The organism is Brevundimonas sp. UBA7664 (assembly GCF_002483305.1).
In the GTDB taxonomy this organism is placed as follows: Bacteria; Pseudomonadota; Alphaproteobacteria; order Caulobacterales; family Caulobacteraceae; genus Brevundimonas.
Map to the genome: position 1 here is coordinate 16,580 of NZ_DLHQ01000007.1, position 14,501 is coordinate 31,080.

Consider the following 14,501-nt stretch of genomic DNA (forward strand, 5'->3'; position numbering starts at 1 on the left):
ATGCAGGGCTGGGATTTTTTGATCGACCGGGCGAACTTGTCCCGCACCGAGGTTCGCGCCCTGCCCGCGCCGGAGGCGGTGGTTCTGGAGGACGGCGAGGTCCTGCTGGACATCGAGCGCTTCGCGCTGACGGCCAACAACATCACCTACGGGGTCTATGGCGACCGGCTCGGCTACTGGCGGTTCTTCCCGGCGGACGACACCTGGGGCCGGATTCCGGTCTGGGGCTTCGCCACGGTCCGCCGGTCGACGGTGGAGACCATCCCGGTCGGTACGCGGCTGTTCGGCTATCTGCCGATGGCGACGCACCTCGTGACCCGGCTCGAGCGGCGACCGTGGGGCGTGGTCGACGTCTCGCCGCATCGGGCCGAGCTGCCGGCGGCCTACAACAGTCTGGTCGAGGCCGCCCCCGGCCCGCTGGACGACCAGATCGCCCTTTTGCGGCCCCTGTTCCTGACGGCCTTCCTGCTGGACGACTATTTCGCGGAGAACGCGGATTTCGGGGCGGGGACCTTCATCCTGTCCAGCGCCTCCAGCAAGACCGCCCTGGCGCTGGGCTGGCTGCTGGCCCGGCGCGGCGTGCAGGTGATCGGCCTGACCTCGCCCCGGAATGCCGCCTTCGTCGCCGGCGTCGGCTGCTATGCCGAGAGCCGGACCTATGACGCCTTCGCCGACAGCCCGGTCGAGGGACGCGTGGTCTTTGTCGACTTCGCCGGCGACCCGGGGGTCGTGGCCGCGGTCCACAACAGCCTGGGCGACCGGCTGACGCACAGCGCCGTGGTCGGCAGCACCCACCAGACCGACGGCCCCGTCGGCCCGGGTCGCCTGCCGGGGCCGCGCCCGACCTTCTTCTTCGCGCCGGAGCGGCTGCGGCAGCGGTCGAAGGATTGGGGCGGCGAGGCGCTTAACGCCCGCATCCAGACGGCGCTGGAGGCCTTCATCGCCGACAACGACTGGCTGGAGGTGACGACACACACGGGCTCCGAGGCGCTCGGGGCGATCTATCAGACGGTCCTCGCCGGCGCGGCGCGCCCGGAGGAAGGCCATATGGTCAGGCCGGGCTGAGGGAACGGCGGCCGGCCTTCCGGTTTCCTGTTGGAGTAACCGGAGGAGCCGCACATGACCGATCCCGACCGCACAACGCCTGATGACAGGGAGACAAAGGTCGAACGCCTCGAGGAGGACGCCGAGGCCATGGACCGTCCTGACCGGGCCATTCCGCTTCCGACAGACGGCGAGAACGACGAGGGCGTGGGGGAAATCTCGGGGCTTGTGCCCTGACGTCGGGCGCTAAAGCCAGCGCGTCCGTTTGAACCGGATATACAGCGCCGCGCAGGTTACGCCGATCAGCACCAGCACGGCGGGATAGCCCCAGACGCTTTCCAGCTCGGGCATGTGGGTGAAATTCATGCCGTAGATGCCGGCGACGGCGGTGGGAACGGCCAGGATGGCGGCCCAGGAGGCGAGCTGGCGGGTGATGACGCCCGTGCGCTGCTGCTCCAGCAGGCTGCTGAACTCGAACACGGAACCGAGCACGTCGCGCAGGCCGTCGACCATGCCCTGGACGCGGCGCACATGGTCGAGCACGTCGCTGAAATACGGGCGCGCCGCGGCGTCGATTCCGGGCAGGTCCAGACGGATCAGCTTCGACACCACCTCGCCCGTCGGCGCGAGGATGCGCTGGAAGCGGATCAGCTGGCGGCGAATCTCGAAGATGCGTTTGACCTCGCCGCGGGCGAGGAAATTGTCCACCGCCCGCTGCTCCATCGCCAGCACCTCATCCTCGAGGGCCTCGCCCAGCGGCAGATAGCCGTCGACGATGAAATCGAGGATGGCGTGCAGCACATAGTCGACGCCGTGGCTGAGCTGGGCCGGCGAGGATTCGAGCTGGAGCCGCAGGTCGGCGTGCCCGCGGCTCGAGGTGCGGCGGACGCTGATGATATGGCTGTGGCCGACGAAGATGGCGGTCTCGCCGTAGCGGATCGAGCCGTCTTCCAGCCAGGCCGTCCGGGCTACGACAAAGAGCTGGTCGCCGAAGACGTCCAGCTTGGGCAGCTGTTCGCCCTTGGCGGCGTCCTCGACGGCCAGCGGATGGAGGTCGTAGCTGGCCTGCAGGGTCTGCAGTTCTTCGAGAGTCGGATCGACCAGACCGATCCAGACGAACTGCGACTTGTCCTCGGGACAGTGAATCCGCTCGTCGATGGTCACGGGCCGGACCCGCTGACCGTGCTGATAGAGGTAGGCGGCGACGACGCTCATGGGGCAAGGCGTACAGCGGAAAGGCGCGCGTTAGAAGCTTCACGCGCTATCGCACCGCTTGATCCCATCACCTCGACGCCGAGCCGTTCAAGACGGGCCAAATGGGCCTTCATCGCCGCAAGCTGCGCCGGTGGACGCCCCGCCCGTCCAGCGCGCCCGGCCGGCCGCGTTGGCCCCCGTTTCCGTCGGCATGGCGTTCACTGATGGTTTTCGCGCATAAGGGCGGCTGATTGACCGCCTCGCGAAGGCGGCGAGGAGTTCAAAGGTACAATGGGCAAGGTATTGGGCGTTCTGGGCGGCATGGGACCGGCGGCGACGGTGGCCTTTCTGGCGCGTGTGCAGGCGCTGACGCCGGCCCAGGGCGACGCGGATCACATCCGCATCATCGCCGACATCAACCCGCAGGTGCCGGACCGCAACCGCGCGCCGGACGCCGCCGAGAAGATTCTGGGCCAGATGGCGATGCGGCTGCGCGACGCCGGGGCCCAGGTGCTGGCCATGCCGTGCAACACCGCCCACGCCCAGGCGGCGGGGGTGAAGAAGATCGGCCTGCCCTTCATCGACATGATCGCCGAGACCACCGAGGTCGCGACAGCGGGCGGGGCCAAGAAGATCGGCGTCCTGGCCACGCCGGGCGGCGAGGCGCTGTACACCAAGGCGCTGCAGGGCAAGGGGGCGAAGATCGTGCGTCTGAGCGGCGCGGCGCGCGAGGGCTTCATGGCCTGCGTCCATGCGGTGAAACGCGGCGACCTCGGCGAGGCGCCGCGCGCCGAGATGCGCCGTCTGGCCGCCCTGCTGGTCGCCGGCGGGGCCGAGGCGGTGATCGCCGGCTGCACCGAGGTGCCGCTGTTGCTGGGGGCGGAGGATGTCTCCGTGCCGCTGGTGGATTCGGCCGAGGTGCTGGCGCAGGCGTGTGTGGACCGGTGCAAATAGGCGCGTGACCCGACAGGCTCTCATCGTCGACTGCGATCCCGGCGTGGACGACGCCGTGGCCCTGATGCTGGCCTTCGGTTCGCCGGCGTTCGAGCTGCTGGCCGTCACCGCCGTGGGCGGCAATGTGCCGGTGGTGAAGACGGCGCGGAATGCGCGGATGCTGCGCCAGATCGCCGGGCGCGCGGACGTGCCGGTGTTCATGGGCGCGGACCGGCCGCTGCGGCGCGAACCGGCGGGGGCGGGTGAGTTTCACGGGGCCGAGGGGCTGGGCGACATGACGCCGTTCGAGCCCGACGCGCCGTGCGCGGACGGACATGCGGCCGACGCCATCATCGATCTGGTCATGCGCCGGCCGGCGAAGTCGGTGGCGGTGGCCGTGCTGGGGCCATTGACCAATCTGGCGTTGGCGCTGCGCAAGGAACCGGCCCTGGCGGCGCGGCTCGGGCCTGTGGCGGTCATGGGCGGGGCGCGGTCGGAGGGCGGCAATATCACCGCCTCGGCCGAGTTCAACATCTGGGCCGATCCCGAGGCGGCGGCCGAGGTGCTGGCGACCGGCTGCGACGCCGTGCTGTTCGGGCTGGACGCGACGCATCAGGTGCGGGCGACCGAGGCGCGGATCGCGGCGCTGGAGACGGCGGGGACGCCGATGGCCGACGTGGCGGCCTCGATGATGCGGTTCTCGCAGCGGGTCGAGCGGCGGATCGTGGGCTGGGACGCGCCGCCGGTGCATGACCCCTGTCCGGTGGCCTGGCTGCTGCAGCCTGACCTGTTCGCGCTGAAACCCTGCCGGATCGCGGTCGAGACCGAAAGCGACCTGACGCGGGGTCATACGGCGGTCGAGTTCCGCGCGGCCGTGGCGGGATCGCTGCCGCACCGCTGGGCGGTTTCGGCCGACGCGGACGGGGTCTTCGGCCTGGTTGCCCGCGCCGTCGGGCAGCGCCGGACAATCTGACGCAGGCCGGTACGGCCAGGGTTTGCGCTGGCGCAAGGCTGCCGTCCGGGGCCGGGACCAGGACATCCATGACGCTCGCACCGGCCGCATGTCGCGTCCGGACCGCGTCGTGGAAGACGAAGATGAAACGGAACATGACGCTGGCGGCCGCAGTGGCGGTGATGACGCTGGCGACCGGCGCCGCGAGCGGCGCCATGGCCCAGACCGCCAACGACTGGCAGGTCGCGCGCAAGGGCGACTGGATCGTCACCGGACGCCTGACCGACGTGTCCAGCAGCGCCGACGATTCGATCTTCACCTCGGGCGGCGTGGACACCGGCCTGAACGTCGATGTCGAACACGACATCATGCCGACGCTGGGCTTCACCTATTTTCTGACCGACCACATCTCGGTCGAGGCCATCCTCGGCGCGACCCAGCATGAGATCCGGGCCCAGGGCCCCGGCCCGGACGTCGCGGTGCACGAGACCTGGGTGCTCCCGCCGGTGGTGACCCTGCAATACCGGCCCATGCCCGAGGCGCGCGTCAGCCCCTATGTCGGGGCGGGGATCAACTACATGCTGTTCTTCGACGGCGAGGACAAGAACGGCTTCACCGTCGATCTGGAGGACGGCTTCGGCTACGCCCTGCAGGCCGGGGCGGATGTCGCCATCACCGGACCCTGGACCCTGAATGTCGACGTCAAGAAGGTGTGGTTCGACACCGAGGCGACGGTCAACGGCGGGGCCCTGACGAGCGATGTCAATCTCGATCCGTGGGTCGTGTCGGTCGGCTTCGGCCGTAAATTCTAGACGCCCGGACGCCGGATCGGCTGGCGGCGCGGCCGCGGCGGGGGCTATAACGCCTTCGTCCGGTCGCGCCGTTTTGCTGTCCACCGAGCGCGAACGCGAACGTGAGGAGGCCCCGATGACGGAGACGACCGAAGTCACGCCCATTCATGGCGGCGCGGTCGCGGCCGTGGCGGAGTTGCTGGGGTCCGCGCGGCTGATGGCCCTGGGCGTCAACCGGCCCGACGGCTGGCCGCAGGTGACGACGATCGGCTACGTCAACGACGGGCTGAAGCTGTATTTCGTGATCGCCCGCGACAGCCAGAAATTCCGCAACATCCAGTCCGACCCGCGGGTCTCGGTCGCGATCCGGCCCGAAGGCGCCGACGCCGACACCGTGGGCGTGTCCCTGGCCGGGCGAGCGGTCGAGATCACCGACCTGGCCGAGGTCGAGCGGCTGAACCGGATGGTGTTCGAGCGCTATCCGGAGGGCCGCGCCTTCTGCCCGAGTGGGTCGTCGGTGGCGGTGATGCGGCTGTCGCCCGAGATCGTGGCCCCCGTGGCGGTGATCGGCGGACGCAGCCGGGCCCAGACCTACGCCATCGGACCCGGCGGGGCGCCCGCGCCGAACCCCGGCGCGGGCGTGGGCGTCTCGCGCCTGTTCTGACCGGGAGGTGACGCGTTGAGGATCACGGTCGTCGGGTCGATCAATCTGGATTTCGTCGCCAGCGCGCCGCATCTGCCGCGCGCGGGCGAAACCGTGACCGGGGCGACCCTGGCGCGGCATCCGGGCGGCAAGGGCGCCAACCAGGCGCTGGCGGCGCAGCGGCTGGGCGCCGAGGTCTGCATGATCGGCCGGGTCGGGCGCGACGGGATGGCCGAGGAGGCGATGGCCCTGCTGCTGGCCGAGGACGTCGATGTGGGTGGGGTGATCACCGACGCCGCGGCGCCGACCGGCGTGGCCCTGATCGCGGTCGATCCCGAGGGCGAGAACCAGATCGTGGTGGCGGCGGGCGCCAATCACAGCGCCATGCCCGAACAGCTGCCGGCGCGGATCGAGACGCCGCTGATCCTGCAGCTGGAGCTGCCGATCGAGACGGTCGAGGCGGCGGCGGGGCGGGCGACCGAGTTCGTCTGCGTCAACCTGGCCCCGGCCGCGCCGGTGTCGGACCAGCTGCTGCGCCGGGCCGACCTGCTGGTGGTCAATGAGACCGAAGCGGAATTCTATGGCGAGCTGCTGCACCAGGGCGGCGGGCGGGTGATCGTGACCCTGGGCGCGCGCGGGGCCGTCATGCTGCAGCGCGGGTCCGAGATCGCGCGGGCGACGCCCCCGAAGGTCAGGGCCGTCGATGCGACCGGCGCCGGCGACTGTTTCGTCGGCGCGATCTGCGTCGCCCTGCTGGAAGGCATGGAGCCCGAAGCGGCGCTGCGGTTCGCCTGCGCGGCGGGGGCGATCGCCGCGACCCGGCCGGGGGCCCAGCCGTCGATGCCGACTCGGGCGGAGGTCGAGGCGATCCTGGCCTAGCGGGAAGCCCGGAAGGCGGCGATGGCGTCCACGGTCTGGCGCACTTGGGCCTCAATCGCCGCCCAGTCGCCGGCCTTGACCGCGGCGTCGGTGACCAGTTTCGAGCCCATGCCGGCGGCGACGATGCCGGCGCCGAACCATTTGGCGATGCTGGCCGCGTCGGGGTCGACGCCGCCCGTGGGCATGATCTTCGTCCACGGCATCGGGCCCATGACCGCCTTGACGAAGTCCGGGCCGCCGACGCTGGCGCCGGGGAAGAGTTTGACGATCTCGCAGCCCAGTTCATGGGCCTGGCCGATCTCGGTGACCGAGCCGCAGCCGGGGAAATAGGCCGCCATGCGCCGGTTGCAGACGCGGGCGACCTCGGGGACGAGGCAGGGACTGACCACGAAACGGGCGCCGCGGTTGAGGTAGAGGCTGGCCGTACCGGCATCGACCACGGATCCGATGCCGAGGATGATGTGGGGATCGGTCTTCTGCAGCTCGCGCGCTATATCGCCGAACAGGTCGCAGGCGAAATCGCCGCGATTGGTGAACTCGATCACCGGCGCGCCGCCGCGGGCGCAGGCGCGGATGACGTTCAGGCAGACGTCCGCGTCCGGATGGTAGAAAACGGGGGCCACGCCCTGGGCGGTCAGGGCGGTCAGGACGGTCAGGCGGTCGTGGCGCATGGAATACCTTTGTCCGCTCATCCCGACGACAGCCGGGATCCGGTTCTGAGAGCGATCGGTCGGACCGGGATCGCACCGCAGCCTATCCCACGCAATGCGCCTCGTGAAAGCACGCGGACGCGGCTTTCGTCGGGTGCGGCGGAACTTATTGTTTCGCGGCCGGCTCGGCCGGCTCCTGTTCCGTGCGCAGGGCCGAGCGCAGGTCTTCGAGGTGGCGGCGGTAGCCGTCGCCGTCGCCGAAATCCTCGAAGCCGTCATAGCGCGTATGGGCGCCCACGACCCGGCGGGTGTGTTTGATCGGGCACCAGTACTGTTCGGTGCGCGACGCCACCTCGCGGACATAGGCGATGACGCCGTTGACGTAGGAGCAGTAGGCGCAGTTCAGCTTCTCGAGCGCGTTGAGGTAGGGCAGGCCGTTGCGGTCGAAATTCATGTAGCGCCCGCGATGCACCTGGGGGATGCGGTAAACCCGGAAGCAGATCGCCTGGTAGAGCGACACCCAGAGATCCACGAGCGCGAAGGGGATGATCAGCGAATAGATCACCGGCGCCGTCACCGCGACCAGCAGGGGCGAGCTGAACATGTAGTTGAGCAGGCGGGTGCGGCGCTCCGTCAGGCGGCGGATGGCCTCTTCCTCGAAGCGGGCCCGGCCGTGCTCGAGCCCGAACCGGAAGCCCGAGCGCTGTTTGGAGAATTCGACCTCGAGCTCGTGCTCGAGCGACCGGATGCGGTCGATGAGGGCGTCGACGCGGTTGGGCATGCACGCTCCCGGAGCCTTGCGCCGACTGCCCCCTGGCGCGGCGCGATCAGGAGCAAGCGCCTGACCGGTCAGGATCTCAGCCTAGCACCTCGCCGGCGTCAGCGCGTCAGCCCTTGTGAGCGAGGGCCACGATGCGGTTCACCAGCGGGCTGTCCTTGTCGAACAGCGGGTCCAGCACGGTGAAATGGTTCAGGCCGGGCAGGGCCTCGTACCGGGTCTCGACGCCGTTGGCGCCCCAGTGGTCCGCCATCATCCGCGACTGGCGCAGGAACTCCGGGCTCTCGTCGCCGCCGACGATGCAGTCCAGCACCGTGCCGCCGGGGGTGGAGCCGTTGGGGACCGGCCAGTGGATCGGCGACAGGGCGGCGGCCTCCCGTTCGTCGAGGTCGAGGGCGGTGTTCAGCGAGGTCGGGATCAGGGGGGCGAGGTCGAAGACGCCGCTGATGGCGACGGCGGCCGAGGCGCGGCCTTCGGACAGCATGCAGGCCGCCATATGCCCGCCGGCGGAATGGCCGAAGACGACGGGCCGGGCGCCGCTGCGCTCGCGGACGGCTTCGACTGCGGTGCGGACCTGGCGCAGGATCACCCCGAGGCGGACGGCGGGGCAGAGGTCGTAGGAGGGTATGGCGAGGCTGACGCCGTGTGCGAGGAAGGTGGGGGCGATCCCGCTGAACCAGCCCTTGTCCAGCGCCTGCCAGTAGCCGCCGTGCAGGAAGACGGCGACCGGGGCTCCGGGCGCCGCCTCGAACAGGTCCAACACCTCGCGCGGACCGGGCCCGTAGGCGATCTCCAGCGGCGGCCGGGCGGCCTCGGCGGTCTCGCGCCACATCGCCATGACGGCGGGGTGGTCGGGCACGCGGGCGCGGTTGTTGTATTCGGCTTCAGGATCGAGGGTCGAGGGTCGAGGGTCGAGGGTGGGGCCGCTCATCGGATTTCCTTACGCATCAACTCGCCTTACCCTGCCGCCCGCGTATAGAGGTCTGGTGACCGGGTCCCTCGACCCTTGCCCCTCGCCTCTCGACCCTCGGATAACCGCCATGATGACCGCCATCTTCGTCTTCATCAAATGCGAGCTGGGCCACGCCAATGATGTGGCGGCCGATATGGTGGACAATGTCGAGCACGTCTCGGAGGTCTATTCGACCTCGGGCCAGTACGACCTTCTGGCCAAATTCCAGCTGCCGAAGGAGATGGATATCGGGACGTTCGTGACGAAGTCGGTGCAGACGCGGCCGAACATCCGCGACACCTTCACGGTGATCACCTTCTCGCCGTTCCTGCCCCGCGGCGGCTGACGCTACGTCACCGGTGAATCGCTGCTAAACCTCCCCGCAGGAGGCCGACATGACCGATCTCGATACATTCCGCGCGGAGACCCGCGCCTGGCTTGAGGCCAACTGTCCCGCGGAATGCCGCGGGCCGGTGGAGAGCGACGAGGACCGGGTCTGGGGCGGGCGCAACGCCGTCTTTCCGACCCCGGCGCACAAGGTCTGGCTCGACCGGATGGGCGCCAAGGGCTGGACGGCGCCGGAGTGGCCGGCCGAATACGGCGGCGGCGGGCTGAGCCGCGAACAGGCCAAGGTGCTGGGCTCGGAGATGCGCCGCATCGACGCCCAGGCGCCGCTGGCCAGTTTCGGGGTCTGGATGCTGGGGCCGGCGCTGCTGGCCTTCGGGACCGAGGAACAGAAGCAGCGCTTCCTGCCCGAGATCGTGCGTGGCGAAATCCGCTGGTGCCAGGGCTATTCCGAGCCGGGCGCGGGCTCCGATCTGGCGTCGATCCAGACGCGGGCCGAGGACCGGGGCGACCACTGGATCGTCAACGGCCAGAAGGTCTGGACGTCCTATGCCGACAAGGCCGACTGGATCTTCTGCCTGGTGCGGACCGATCCCGAGGCGCCGAAGCATCTGGGCATTTCGTTTGTCCTGTTCGACATGGCGACGAAGGGGGTGAGTACGCGGCCGATCACCCTGATCAGCGGCAAGAGCCCGTTCTGCGAGACCTTCTTCGACGATGTGCGGGTCGAGAAGGCCAATCTGGTCGGGACGCTGAACCGCGGCTGGGACGTGGCCAAACATCTGCTGGCGCATGAGCGGACCATGATCGGGGCCATGGGTGAGCTGGGCGGCGGGCGTCCTCTGGGTCAGGTGGCGACCGGGTCAATCGGGATGGACGACGAAGGCCGGCTGGATGACGGGATGCTCCGGGCCCGGATCGCCGAAATGGAGATCGACGCCGCGGCCTTCCGCCTGGCCATGGAGCGGGCCGGGGATCAGGTGAAGGCGGGGCAGGCCCATCCGGCCATCGCCTCGATGCTGAAATACTATGGCTCGGAGCTGAACAAGCGGCGCCACGAATTGCTGATGGCGGCCGGCGGATCGGACGCGCTGGAGTGGGAAGGCGAGCGGTCGCGCGGCGGCAAGGCGGCGCGCGACTGGCTGCGGACCAAGGCCAATTCGATCGAGGGCGGGACCTCGGAGGTTCAGCTGAACATCATCGCCAAACACCTGCTTCAGCTGCCGGGAGCCTGAGCCCATGCCCCTGATCCTGACGGAAGAGCAGTCCATGCTGAAGGAAGCCGCTGACGGCTTCCTCAATGAGCACGCGCCGATCGCGCATCTGAGGAAGCTGCGCGACAGCAGGGATGCGGACGGCGTGTCGCGCGACCTGTGGCGGGCCTTTGGCGAGATGGGGTTCGCGGGCGTCATCATTCCCGAGGAACACGGCGGCTCGGGCCTCGGCGCGGTCGAGGCCGGGGTCATGGCCGAGGCGCTGGGGCGGACGCTGACGCCGTCGCCCTTCCTGGGCTCGGGGGTGTTGTCGGCGAAGGTCCTGATCGACGGCGGCTCGGGCGCGCAGCAGGCGGCCTGGCTGCCGCGGATCGCGGCGGGCGAAGCGATCGTCTCGCTGGCGGTGGACGAGGGCGCCAAACACGCGCCGGCGCGCATGGCGACCGTGGCGCAGCGGTCGGGCAACGGCTTCAAACTGAACGGGGCCAAGGGCTTTGTGCTGGACGGTCATGTCGCGGACGCCCTGATCGTGGCGGCCCTGACCGAGAACGGCCTGACCTTGTTCCTCGTCGATCCGAAGACGGCGGGCGTCGAGATCGAGCGGACCGTCATGGTCGACGCCCACAATGCGGCGCGGGTGACGCTGACGGATGTCGAGGTCGATGCGGATGCGGTGATCGGGTCAGTCGATGGCGGCGAGGCGCTGCTGGAGGGCGCGCTGAACCTCGGCCGGGCCTGCGCGGCGGCGTCGCTGAACGGGGCGGGGGATCAGGCCTTCCAGACGACGATGGCCTATCTGCGGACGCGCAAACAGTTCGGCAAGCTGATCGGCGAGTTCCAGGCGCTGCAGCATCGCTCGGCGCATCTGTTCAGCGAGATCGAGATCGCGCGAGCGGCGGTGATGGGGGCGCTGACGGCGCTGGACAACGGGCGGCCGGACGCCGGGCTGGTCGTCTCGGTCGCCAAGGCCAAGGCCGGGCGCGTCGCCGAACTGGCGGTGCAGGAGGCGGTGCAGATGCACGGCGGCGTCGGGATGACGGACGAGTACGACGTCGGCCTGTTCATGAAGCGGGTGCGGGTGCTGAACGAACTGCTGGGGGATGCCGGGTTCCATCAGGAACGGATGGCGCGGGCGCAGGGGTTCTGATCCGTTCGGGCACCTCCGGTTCACGCCGGAGTGGCCAACCGGTCCGGCCTGTCCTAGATCGAGGGGCAGGGAGACTCTGACCATGACGACGCGAACCAACGCGCCTCACTATCTGAGCGGTTTCGGCAATCATTTCGCGACCGAGGCCGTACCCGGCGCCCTGCCCGAGGGCCGGAACTCGCCGCAGCGGGCGCCGATGGGGCTGTATGCGGAACAGCTGTCGGGGACGGCGTTCACCGCGCCGCGCAGCGAGAACCGGCGGTCGTGGCTGTACCGGCTGCGGCCGAGCGCCCAGCATCCGGCCTACAAGCCGTTCGCCCAGGGGCGGGTGCGGACCGGGCCCTTCCATGATGCGCCGCCGTCGCCGAACCGGATGCGGTGGGATCCGCTGCCGCTGCCGACCGCGCCGACCGACTGGGTCGAGGGGCTGGTGACCTATGGCGGCACGGGGGATGCGGAGGCTCTGTCGGGCGTCGGCATCCATCTGTATGCGGCCAACCGGTCGATGGTCGACCGGGTCTTCTACTGCGCCGACGGCGAGCTGCTGATTGTGCCGCAGGAAGGCGATCAGGCCTTCGTCACCGAGATGGGGCGGATCGATGCGAAGCCCGGCGAGATCGTGATTATTCCGCGCGGGGTGCGATTCCGGGTCGAGTGTTCCGGTCCGATCCGCGGCTATGTCTGCGAGAACTACGGCGCGCTCTTCCGCCTGCCGGACCTCGGGCCGATCGGCTCGAACGGGCTGGCCAACCACCGCGATTTCCAGACGCCCGTGGCCGCCTTTGAGGACGTCGACCGGCCGACCGAGTGTGTGCAGAAATACGGCGGGCGGCTGTGGACCACGACCTTCCCGCATTCGCCGCTGGATGTGGTCGGCTGGCATGGCAACTATGCGCCGTACAAATATGACACCGCCCGGTTCAACACGATCGGCACGGTCAGTTTCGACCATCCGGACCCGTCGATCTTCACAGTCCTGACCTCGCCGAGCGATACGGCGGGAACGGCGAACTGCGACTTCGTGATCTTCCCGCCGCGCTGGATGGTGGGCGAGGATACCTTCCGCCCGCCGTGGTTCCACCGCAACGTCATGAGTGAGTTCATGGGGCTGGTGACCGGCGAATACGATGCCAAGGAGGGCGGGTTCGCGCCGGGCGGCGCCTCGCTGCACAATTGCATGAGCGGGCATGGGCCGGATCAGGCCAGCTATGACAAGGCGGTCGCCGCCGAGCTCAAGCCGGTCAAGATCGAGAACACCCTGGCCTTCATGTTCGAGACCCGGGCGCCGATCCGCACCACGGAATGGGCGCAAACCAGTCCGACGATGCAGCTCGACTATGACGACGTCTGGACCGGGTTCCAGAAGGGACAGGTGACATGAAGTATCTTGCGATGATCGCGGCCGTCTTGCTGGCGGCCTGCCAGCCGGGCCCGGAGAAGGGCACGCTGGGCTATGGCGACGAGCCGGCGCCCGTGGCGGTTCCGGAGAACGCGGCGGCGGATTGCCTGGCTCGCAACGGGACCCTGCAGCCGGTCGGCCGGATGCAGACGATGCAGTGCGTGGTCCGCTACGCCGATGCCGGAGAGCGCTGCACCGACAGCGACCAGTGCGCGGGCGAGTGCCGCACGGCCGACGTCACGGCGCGTCCGGACGAGGGCGCGGCGGTGGCCGGCGTCTGCCAGGCGGACAGCAACCGTTTCGGCTGTTTCACCCGGGTCGAGGACGGCAAGGCCGAAGCCACCCTGTGCGTCGACTGACCCTGCATCCACAGCCCCAGCGGCGCCGTTCCTGATCCCATGAGCCTGACCGAGATCGTCGCCCTGCTGGGCCTGAACCTTGCCCTGATCATCGCGGTGATGCTGGGACTGTGGCTGCTGTCGCTTCGGCTGAAGGATGTCAGCTTCATCGACGCCGTCTGGCCCATGGGCATGTTGTTGCTGGCGCTGGCGACCTTTCCGCGCACCGACGGCGATCCGATCCGGAAATGGCTGCTGATCTGGCTGGTCGCGGTGTGGGCGCTGCGACTGGGCTGGCACCTGTTCACCCGCTGGCGCCGGTCGGGGGCGGACGGCCGATACGTCGAGATCGTCGAACGGATGGAGAAGACCCGAAGCTGGAGCTTCGGCAAGACGGCGCTGCTGGTGGTGTTCCTGCCGCAGGCGGTGCTGGCCTGGCTGACCGCCTTGCCGGTGCAACTGGGGCAGGTCGCCTATGCGCCGGCCGTGGGCTGGATGGGCTGGGCGGGCGCGGTTCTGGCGGTGATCGGCATCGGCTTCGAGAGCGTCGGCGACGCACAACTGGCGGCGTTCAAGAAGGACCCGGCCAACAAGGGCAAGGTCATGGACACCGGCCTGTGGCGCTGGACCCGGCATCCGAACTATTTCGGCGACGCCTGCGTCTGGTGGGGGCTGTACCTGATCGCGGCGGAGACCGGCCCCGGACTGTGGGCGATCGCCGGACCCCTGTTCCTGACCTTCACCCTGACCAGATGGTCCGGGATCGGAATCACCGAAAAGGCGACGGCGAAGACGAAGCCCGGCTATGCCGACTATGTCCGCCGGACCAGCGCCTTCATTCCCTGGCCGCCCAAGCCCTGAACCAGGCGCGGAAAACCCCCGCCGCAATTTGCGACGGGGGCTGACCGTTCTGTCGAGACCGGGGTCATGACTCCCCGGGGCCGAACCCGATTACTGGGCCGGGGCGCTCGGCGAGGTGTTCGGGGTGTTCTCGGTGGTCATGCCGCCGTCGACGTTGCCGGCTTGCTGCTCGATGCGGTCGGCTTCGGCGTTGAGGGCGGTTTCGGCGGCTTCGGTCGGGGCGGCGGCGGCCTGTTCTTCCAGGGCGTCGGCCTGCACTTCGGCCTGCTTGTCGGCGGCGCTTTCACCGCAGGCGGCGAGGCCGGCGAAGGCGAAGGTGGCGGCGGCGGCGATGATCAGTTTACGCATGAGGATATCCTTCCAGAGTGGAAACCTCATAAC

18 protein-coding genes are annotated in these 14,501 nt (G+C 69.3%); 13 read left to right on the top strand and 5 right to left on the bottom strand.

Annotated features, from left to right (window positions below):
• Positions 1-36: 36 nt before the first annotated feature.
• Entirely contained in the window at positions 37-1,065 is a 1,029-nt protein-coding gene (locus B2742_RS01140) for a DUF2855 family protein (protein ID WP_292062005.1), read from the top strand.
• A gap of 54 nt (positions 1,066-1,119) precedes the next feature.
• The gene (locus B2742_RS01145; RefSeq protein ID WP_292062007.1) at positions 1,120-1,281 is read left to right on the top strand and encodes a hypothetical protein; all 162 of its coding nucleotides are present in this window, start codon (positions 1,120-1,122) and stop codon (positions 1,279-1,281) included.
• Between the two features lie 9 nt (positions 1,282-1,290).
• Here B2742_RS01145 and B2742_RS01150 read toward each other — a convergent pair whose 3' ends face one another.
• Positions 1,291-2,259, bottom strand: coding sequence for a magnesium and cobalt transport protein CorA (locus tag B2742_RS01150; RefSeq protein WP_292062009.1), 969 nt, complete (start codon positions 2,257-2,259; stop codon positions 1,291-1,293).
• A gap of 270 nt (positions 2,260-2,529) precedes the next feature.
• Between B2742_RS01150 and B2742_RS01155 the strand changes: the two genes are divergently transcribed.
• The 5 genes from B2742_RS01155 to B2742_RS01175 all read left to right on the top strand — a co-directional run bounded on the left by B2742_RS01155 (position 2,530) and on the right by B2742_RS01175 (position 6,436).
• Positions 2,530-3,192 carry an aspartate/glutamate racemase family protein gene (locus B2742_RS01155; RefSeq protein WP_292062010.1) on the top strand — a complete coding sequence of 221 codons (663 nt, stop codon included), beginning with the start codon at positions 2,530-2,532 and terminating at the stop codon, positions 3,190-3,192.
• A gap of 4 nt (positions 3,193-3,196) precedes the next feature.
• Entirely contained in the window at positions 3,197-4,144 is a 948-nt protein-coding gene (locus B2742_RS01160; protein ID WP_292062013.1) for a nucleoside hydrolase, read from the top strand.
• A gap of 122 nt (positions 4,145-4,266) precedes the next feature.
• A complete protein-coding gene (locus B2742_RS01165) occupies positions 4,267-4,935 on the top strand; it encodes an OmpW/AlkL family protein (RefSeq protein WP_292062015.1) in 669 nt (222 codons plus the stop codon).
• A gap of 115 nt (positions 4,936-5,050) precedes the next feature.
• Positions 5,051-5,578 (top strand): pyridoxamine 5'-phosphate oxidase family protein, encoded by a 528-nt coding sequence (locus B2742_RS01170; protein WP_292062018.1) that lies wholly within the window; start codon positions 5,051-5,053, stop codon positions 5,576-5,578.
• Positions 5,579-5,593: 15 nt separating this feature from the next.
• Positions 5,594-6,436 (top strand): ribokinase, encoded by an 843-nt coding sequence (locus B2742_RS01175; RefSeq protein WP_292062021.1) that lies wholly within the window; start codon positions 5,594-5,596, stop codon positions 6,434-6,436.
• Here B2742_RS01175 and B2742_RS01180 read toward each other — a convergent pair.
• The 3 genes from B2742_RS01180 to B2742_RS01190 all read right to left on the bottom strand — a co-directional run bounded on the left by B2742_RS01180 (position 6,433) and on the right by B2742_RS01190 (position 8,795).
• The gene (locus tag B2742_RS01180; RefSeq protein ID WP_292062024.1) at positions 6,433-7,107 is read right to left on the bottom strand and encodes a bifunctional 4-hydroxy-2-oxoglutarate aldolase/2-dehydro-3-deoxy-phosphogluconate aldolase; all 675 of its coding nucleotides are present in this window, start codon (positions 7,105-7,107) and stop codon (positions 6,433-6,435) included. The genes B2742_RS01175 and B2742_RS01180 overlap by 4 nt on opposite strands.
• Positions 7,108-7,252: 145 nt before the next feature.
• Positions 7,253-7,867, bottom strand: a complete 615-nt coding sequence (locus B2742_RS01185) for a hypothetical protein (protein WP_292062026.1) — start codon at positions 7,865-7,867, stop codon at positions 7,253-7,255.
• A 106-nt stretch (positions 7,868-7,973) separates the two neighbouring features.
• Positions 7,974-8,795 carry an alpha/beta hydrolase gene (locus B2742_RS01190; RefSeq protein ID WP_292062028.1) on the bottom strand — a complete coding sequence of 274 codons (822 nt, stop codon included), beginning with the start codon at positions 8,793-8,795 and terminating at the stop codon, positions 7,974-7,976.
• A 109-nt stretch (positions 8,796-8,904) separates the two neighbouring features.
• Between B2742_RS01190 and B2742_RS01195 the strand changes: the two genes are divergently transcribed.
• From B2742_RS01195 to B2742_RS01220, 6 genes are all read left to right on the top strand, one after another.
• Positions 8,905-9,162, top strand: a complete 258-nt coding sequence (locus B2742_RS01195) for an Lrp/AsnC family transcriptional regulator (protein ID WP_292062030.1) — start codon at positions 8,905-8,907, stop codon at positions 9,160-9,162.
• Positions 9,163-9,211: 49 nt separating this feature from the next.
• Positions 9,212-10,396 (top strand): acyl-CoA dehydrogenase family protein, encoded by a 1,185-nt coding sequence (locus B2742_RS01200; protein ID WP_292062032.1) that lies wholly within the window; start codon positions 9,212-9,214, stop codon positions 10,394-10,396.
• A 4-nt stretch (positions 10,397-10,400) separates the two neighbouring features.
• Positions 10,401-11,522, top strand: coding sequence for an acyl-CoA dehydrogenase family protein (locus tag B2742_RS01205; protein WP_292062035.1), 1,122 nt, complete (start codon positions 10,401-10,403; stop codon positions 11,520-11,522).
• Between the two features lie 82 nt (positions 11,523-11,604).
• Positions 11,605-12,903 (top strand): homogentisate 1,2-dioxygenase, encoded by a 1,299-nt coding sequence (gene hmgA, locus B2742_RS01210; RefSeq protein ID WP_292062037.1) that lies wholly within the window; start codon positions 11,605-11,607, stop codon positions 12,901-12,903.
• A complete protein-coding gene (locus tag B2742_RS01215) occupies positions 12,900-13,280 on the top strand; it encodes a hypothetical protein (protein ID WP_292062038.1) in 381 nt (126 codons plus the stop codon). Before hmgA ends, B2742_RS01215 begins: the two co-directional genes overlap by 4 nt.
• A gap of 39 nt (positions 13,281-13,319) precedes the next feature.
• On the top strand, positions 13,320-14,120 hold the full coding sequence (locus B2742_RS01220) for a DUF1295 domain-containing protein (protein WP_292062041.1): 801 nt from the start codon (positions 13,320-13,322) through the stop codon (positions 14,118-14,120).
• A gap of 90 nt (positions 14,121-14,210) precedes the next feature.
• Here the strand turns inward: B2742_RS01220 and B2742_RS01225 are convergent, their stop codons facing one another.
• Positions 14,211-14,468: a hypothetical protein gene (locus B2742_RS01225; protein ID WP_292062043.1), complete on the bottom strand. Its 258-nt coding sequence runs from the start codon at positions 14,466-14,468 to the stop codon at positions 14,211-14,213.
• Between the last annotated feature and the right edge of the window lie 33 nt (positions 14,469-14,501).

What these genes read in the sequence shown, in the direction of transcription:
- B2742_RS01145 (WP_292062007.1), top strand. Translation starts at nt 1,120, where the DNA reads ATGACCGATCCCGACCGCACAACGCCTGATGACAGGGAGACAAAGGTC.
- B2742_RS01150 (WP_292062009.1), bottom strand. Translation starts at nt 2,259, where the DNA reads ATGAGCGTCGTCGCCGCCTACCTCTATCAGCACGGTCAGCGGGTCCGG.
- B2742_RS01155 (WP_292062010.1), top strand. Translation starts at nt 2,530, where the DNA reads ATGGGCAAGGTATTGGGCGTTCTGGGCGGCATGGGACCGGCGGCGACG.
- B2742_RS01165 (WP_292062015.1), top strand. Translation starts at nt 4,267, where the DNA reads ATGAAACGGAACATGACGCTGGCGGCCGCAGTGGCGGTGATGACGCTG.
- B2742_RS01170 (WP_292062018.1), top strand. Translation starts at nt 5,051, where the DNA reads ATGACGGAGACGACCGAAGTCACGCCCATTCATGGCGGCGCGGTCGCG.
- B2742_RS01180 (WP_292062024.1), bottom strand. Translation starts at nt 7,107, where the DNA reads ATGCGCCACGACCGCCTGACCGTCCTGACCGCCCTGACCGCCCAGGGC.
- B2742_RS01185 (WP_292062026.1), bottom strand. Translation starts at nt 7,867, where the DNA reads ATGCCCAACCGCGTCGACGCCCTCATCGACCGCATCCGGTCGCTCGAG.
- B2742_RS01190 (WP_292062028.1), bottom strand. Translation starts at nt 8,795, where the DNA reads ATGAGCGGCCCCACCCTCGACCCTCGACCCTCGACCCTCGATCCTGAA.
- B2742_RS01195 (WP_292062030.1), top strand. Translation starts at nt 8,905, where the DNA reads ATGATGACCGCCATCTTCGTCTTCATCAAATGCGAGCTGGGCCACGCC.
- B2742_RS01200 (WP_292062032.1), top strand. Translation starts at nt 9,212, where the DNA reads ATGACCGATCTCGATACATTCCGCGCGGAGACCCGCGCCTGGCTTGAG.
- B2742_RS01205 (WP_292062035.1), top strand. Translation starts at nt 10,401, where the DNA reads ATGCCCCTGATCCTGACGGAAGAGCAGTCCATGCTGAAGGAAGCCGCT.
- hmgA (WP_292062037.1), top strand. Translation starts at nt 11,605, where the DNA reads ATGACGACGCGAACCAACGCGCCTCACTATCTGAGCGGTTTCGGCAAT.
- B2742_RS01215 (WP_292062038.1), top strand. Translation starts at nt 12,900, where the DNA reads ATGAAGTATCTTGCGATGATCGCGGCCGTCTTGCTGGCGGCCTGCCAG.
- B2742_RS01220 (WP_292062041.1), top strand. Translation starts at nt 13,320, where the DNA reads ATGAGCCTGACCGAGATCGTCGCCCTGCTGGGCCTGAACCTTGCCCTG.
- B2742_RS01225 (WP_292062043.1), bottom strand. Translation starts at nt 14,468, where the DNA reads ATGCGTAAACTGATCATCGCCGCCGCCGCCACCTTCGCCTTCGCCGGC.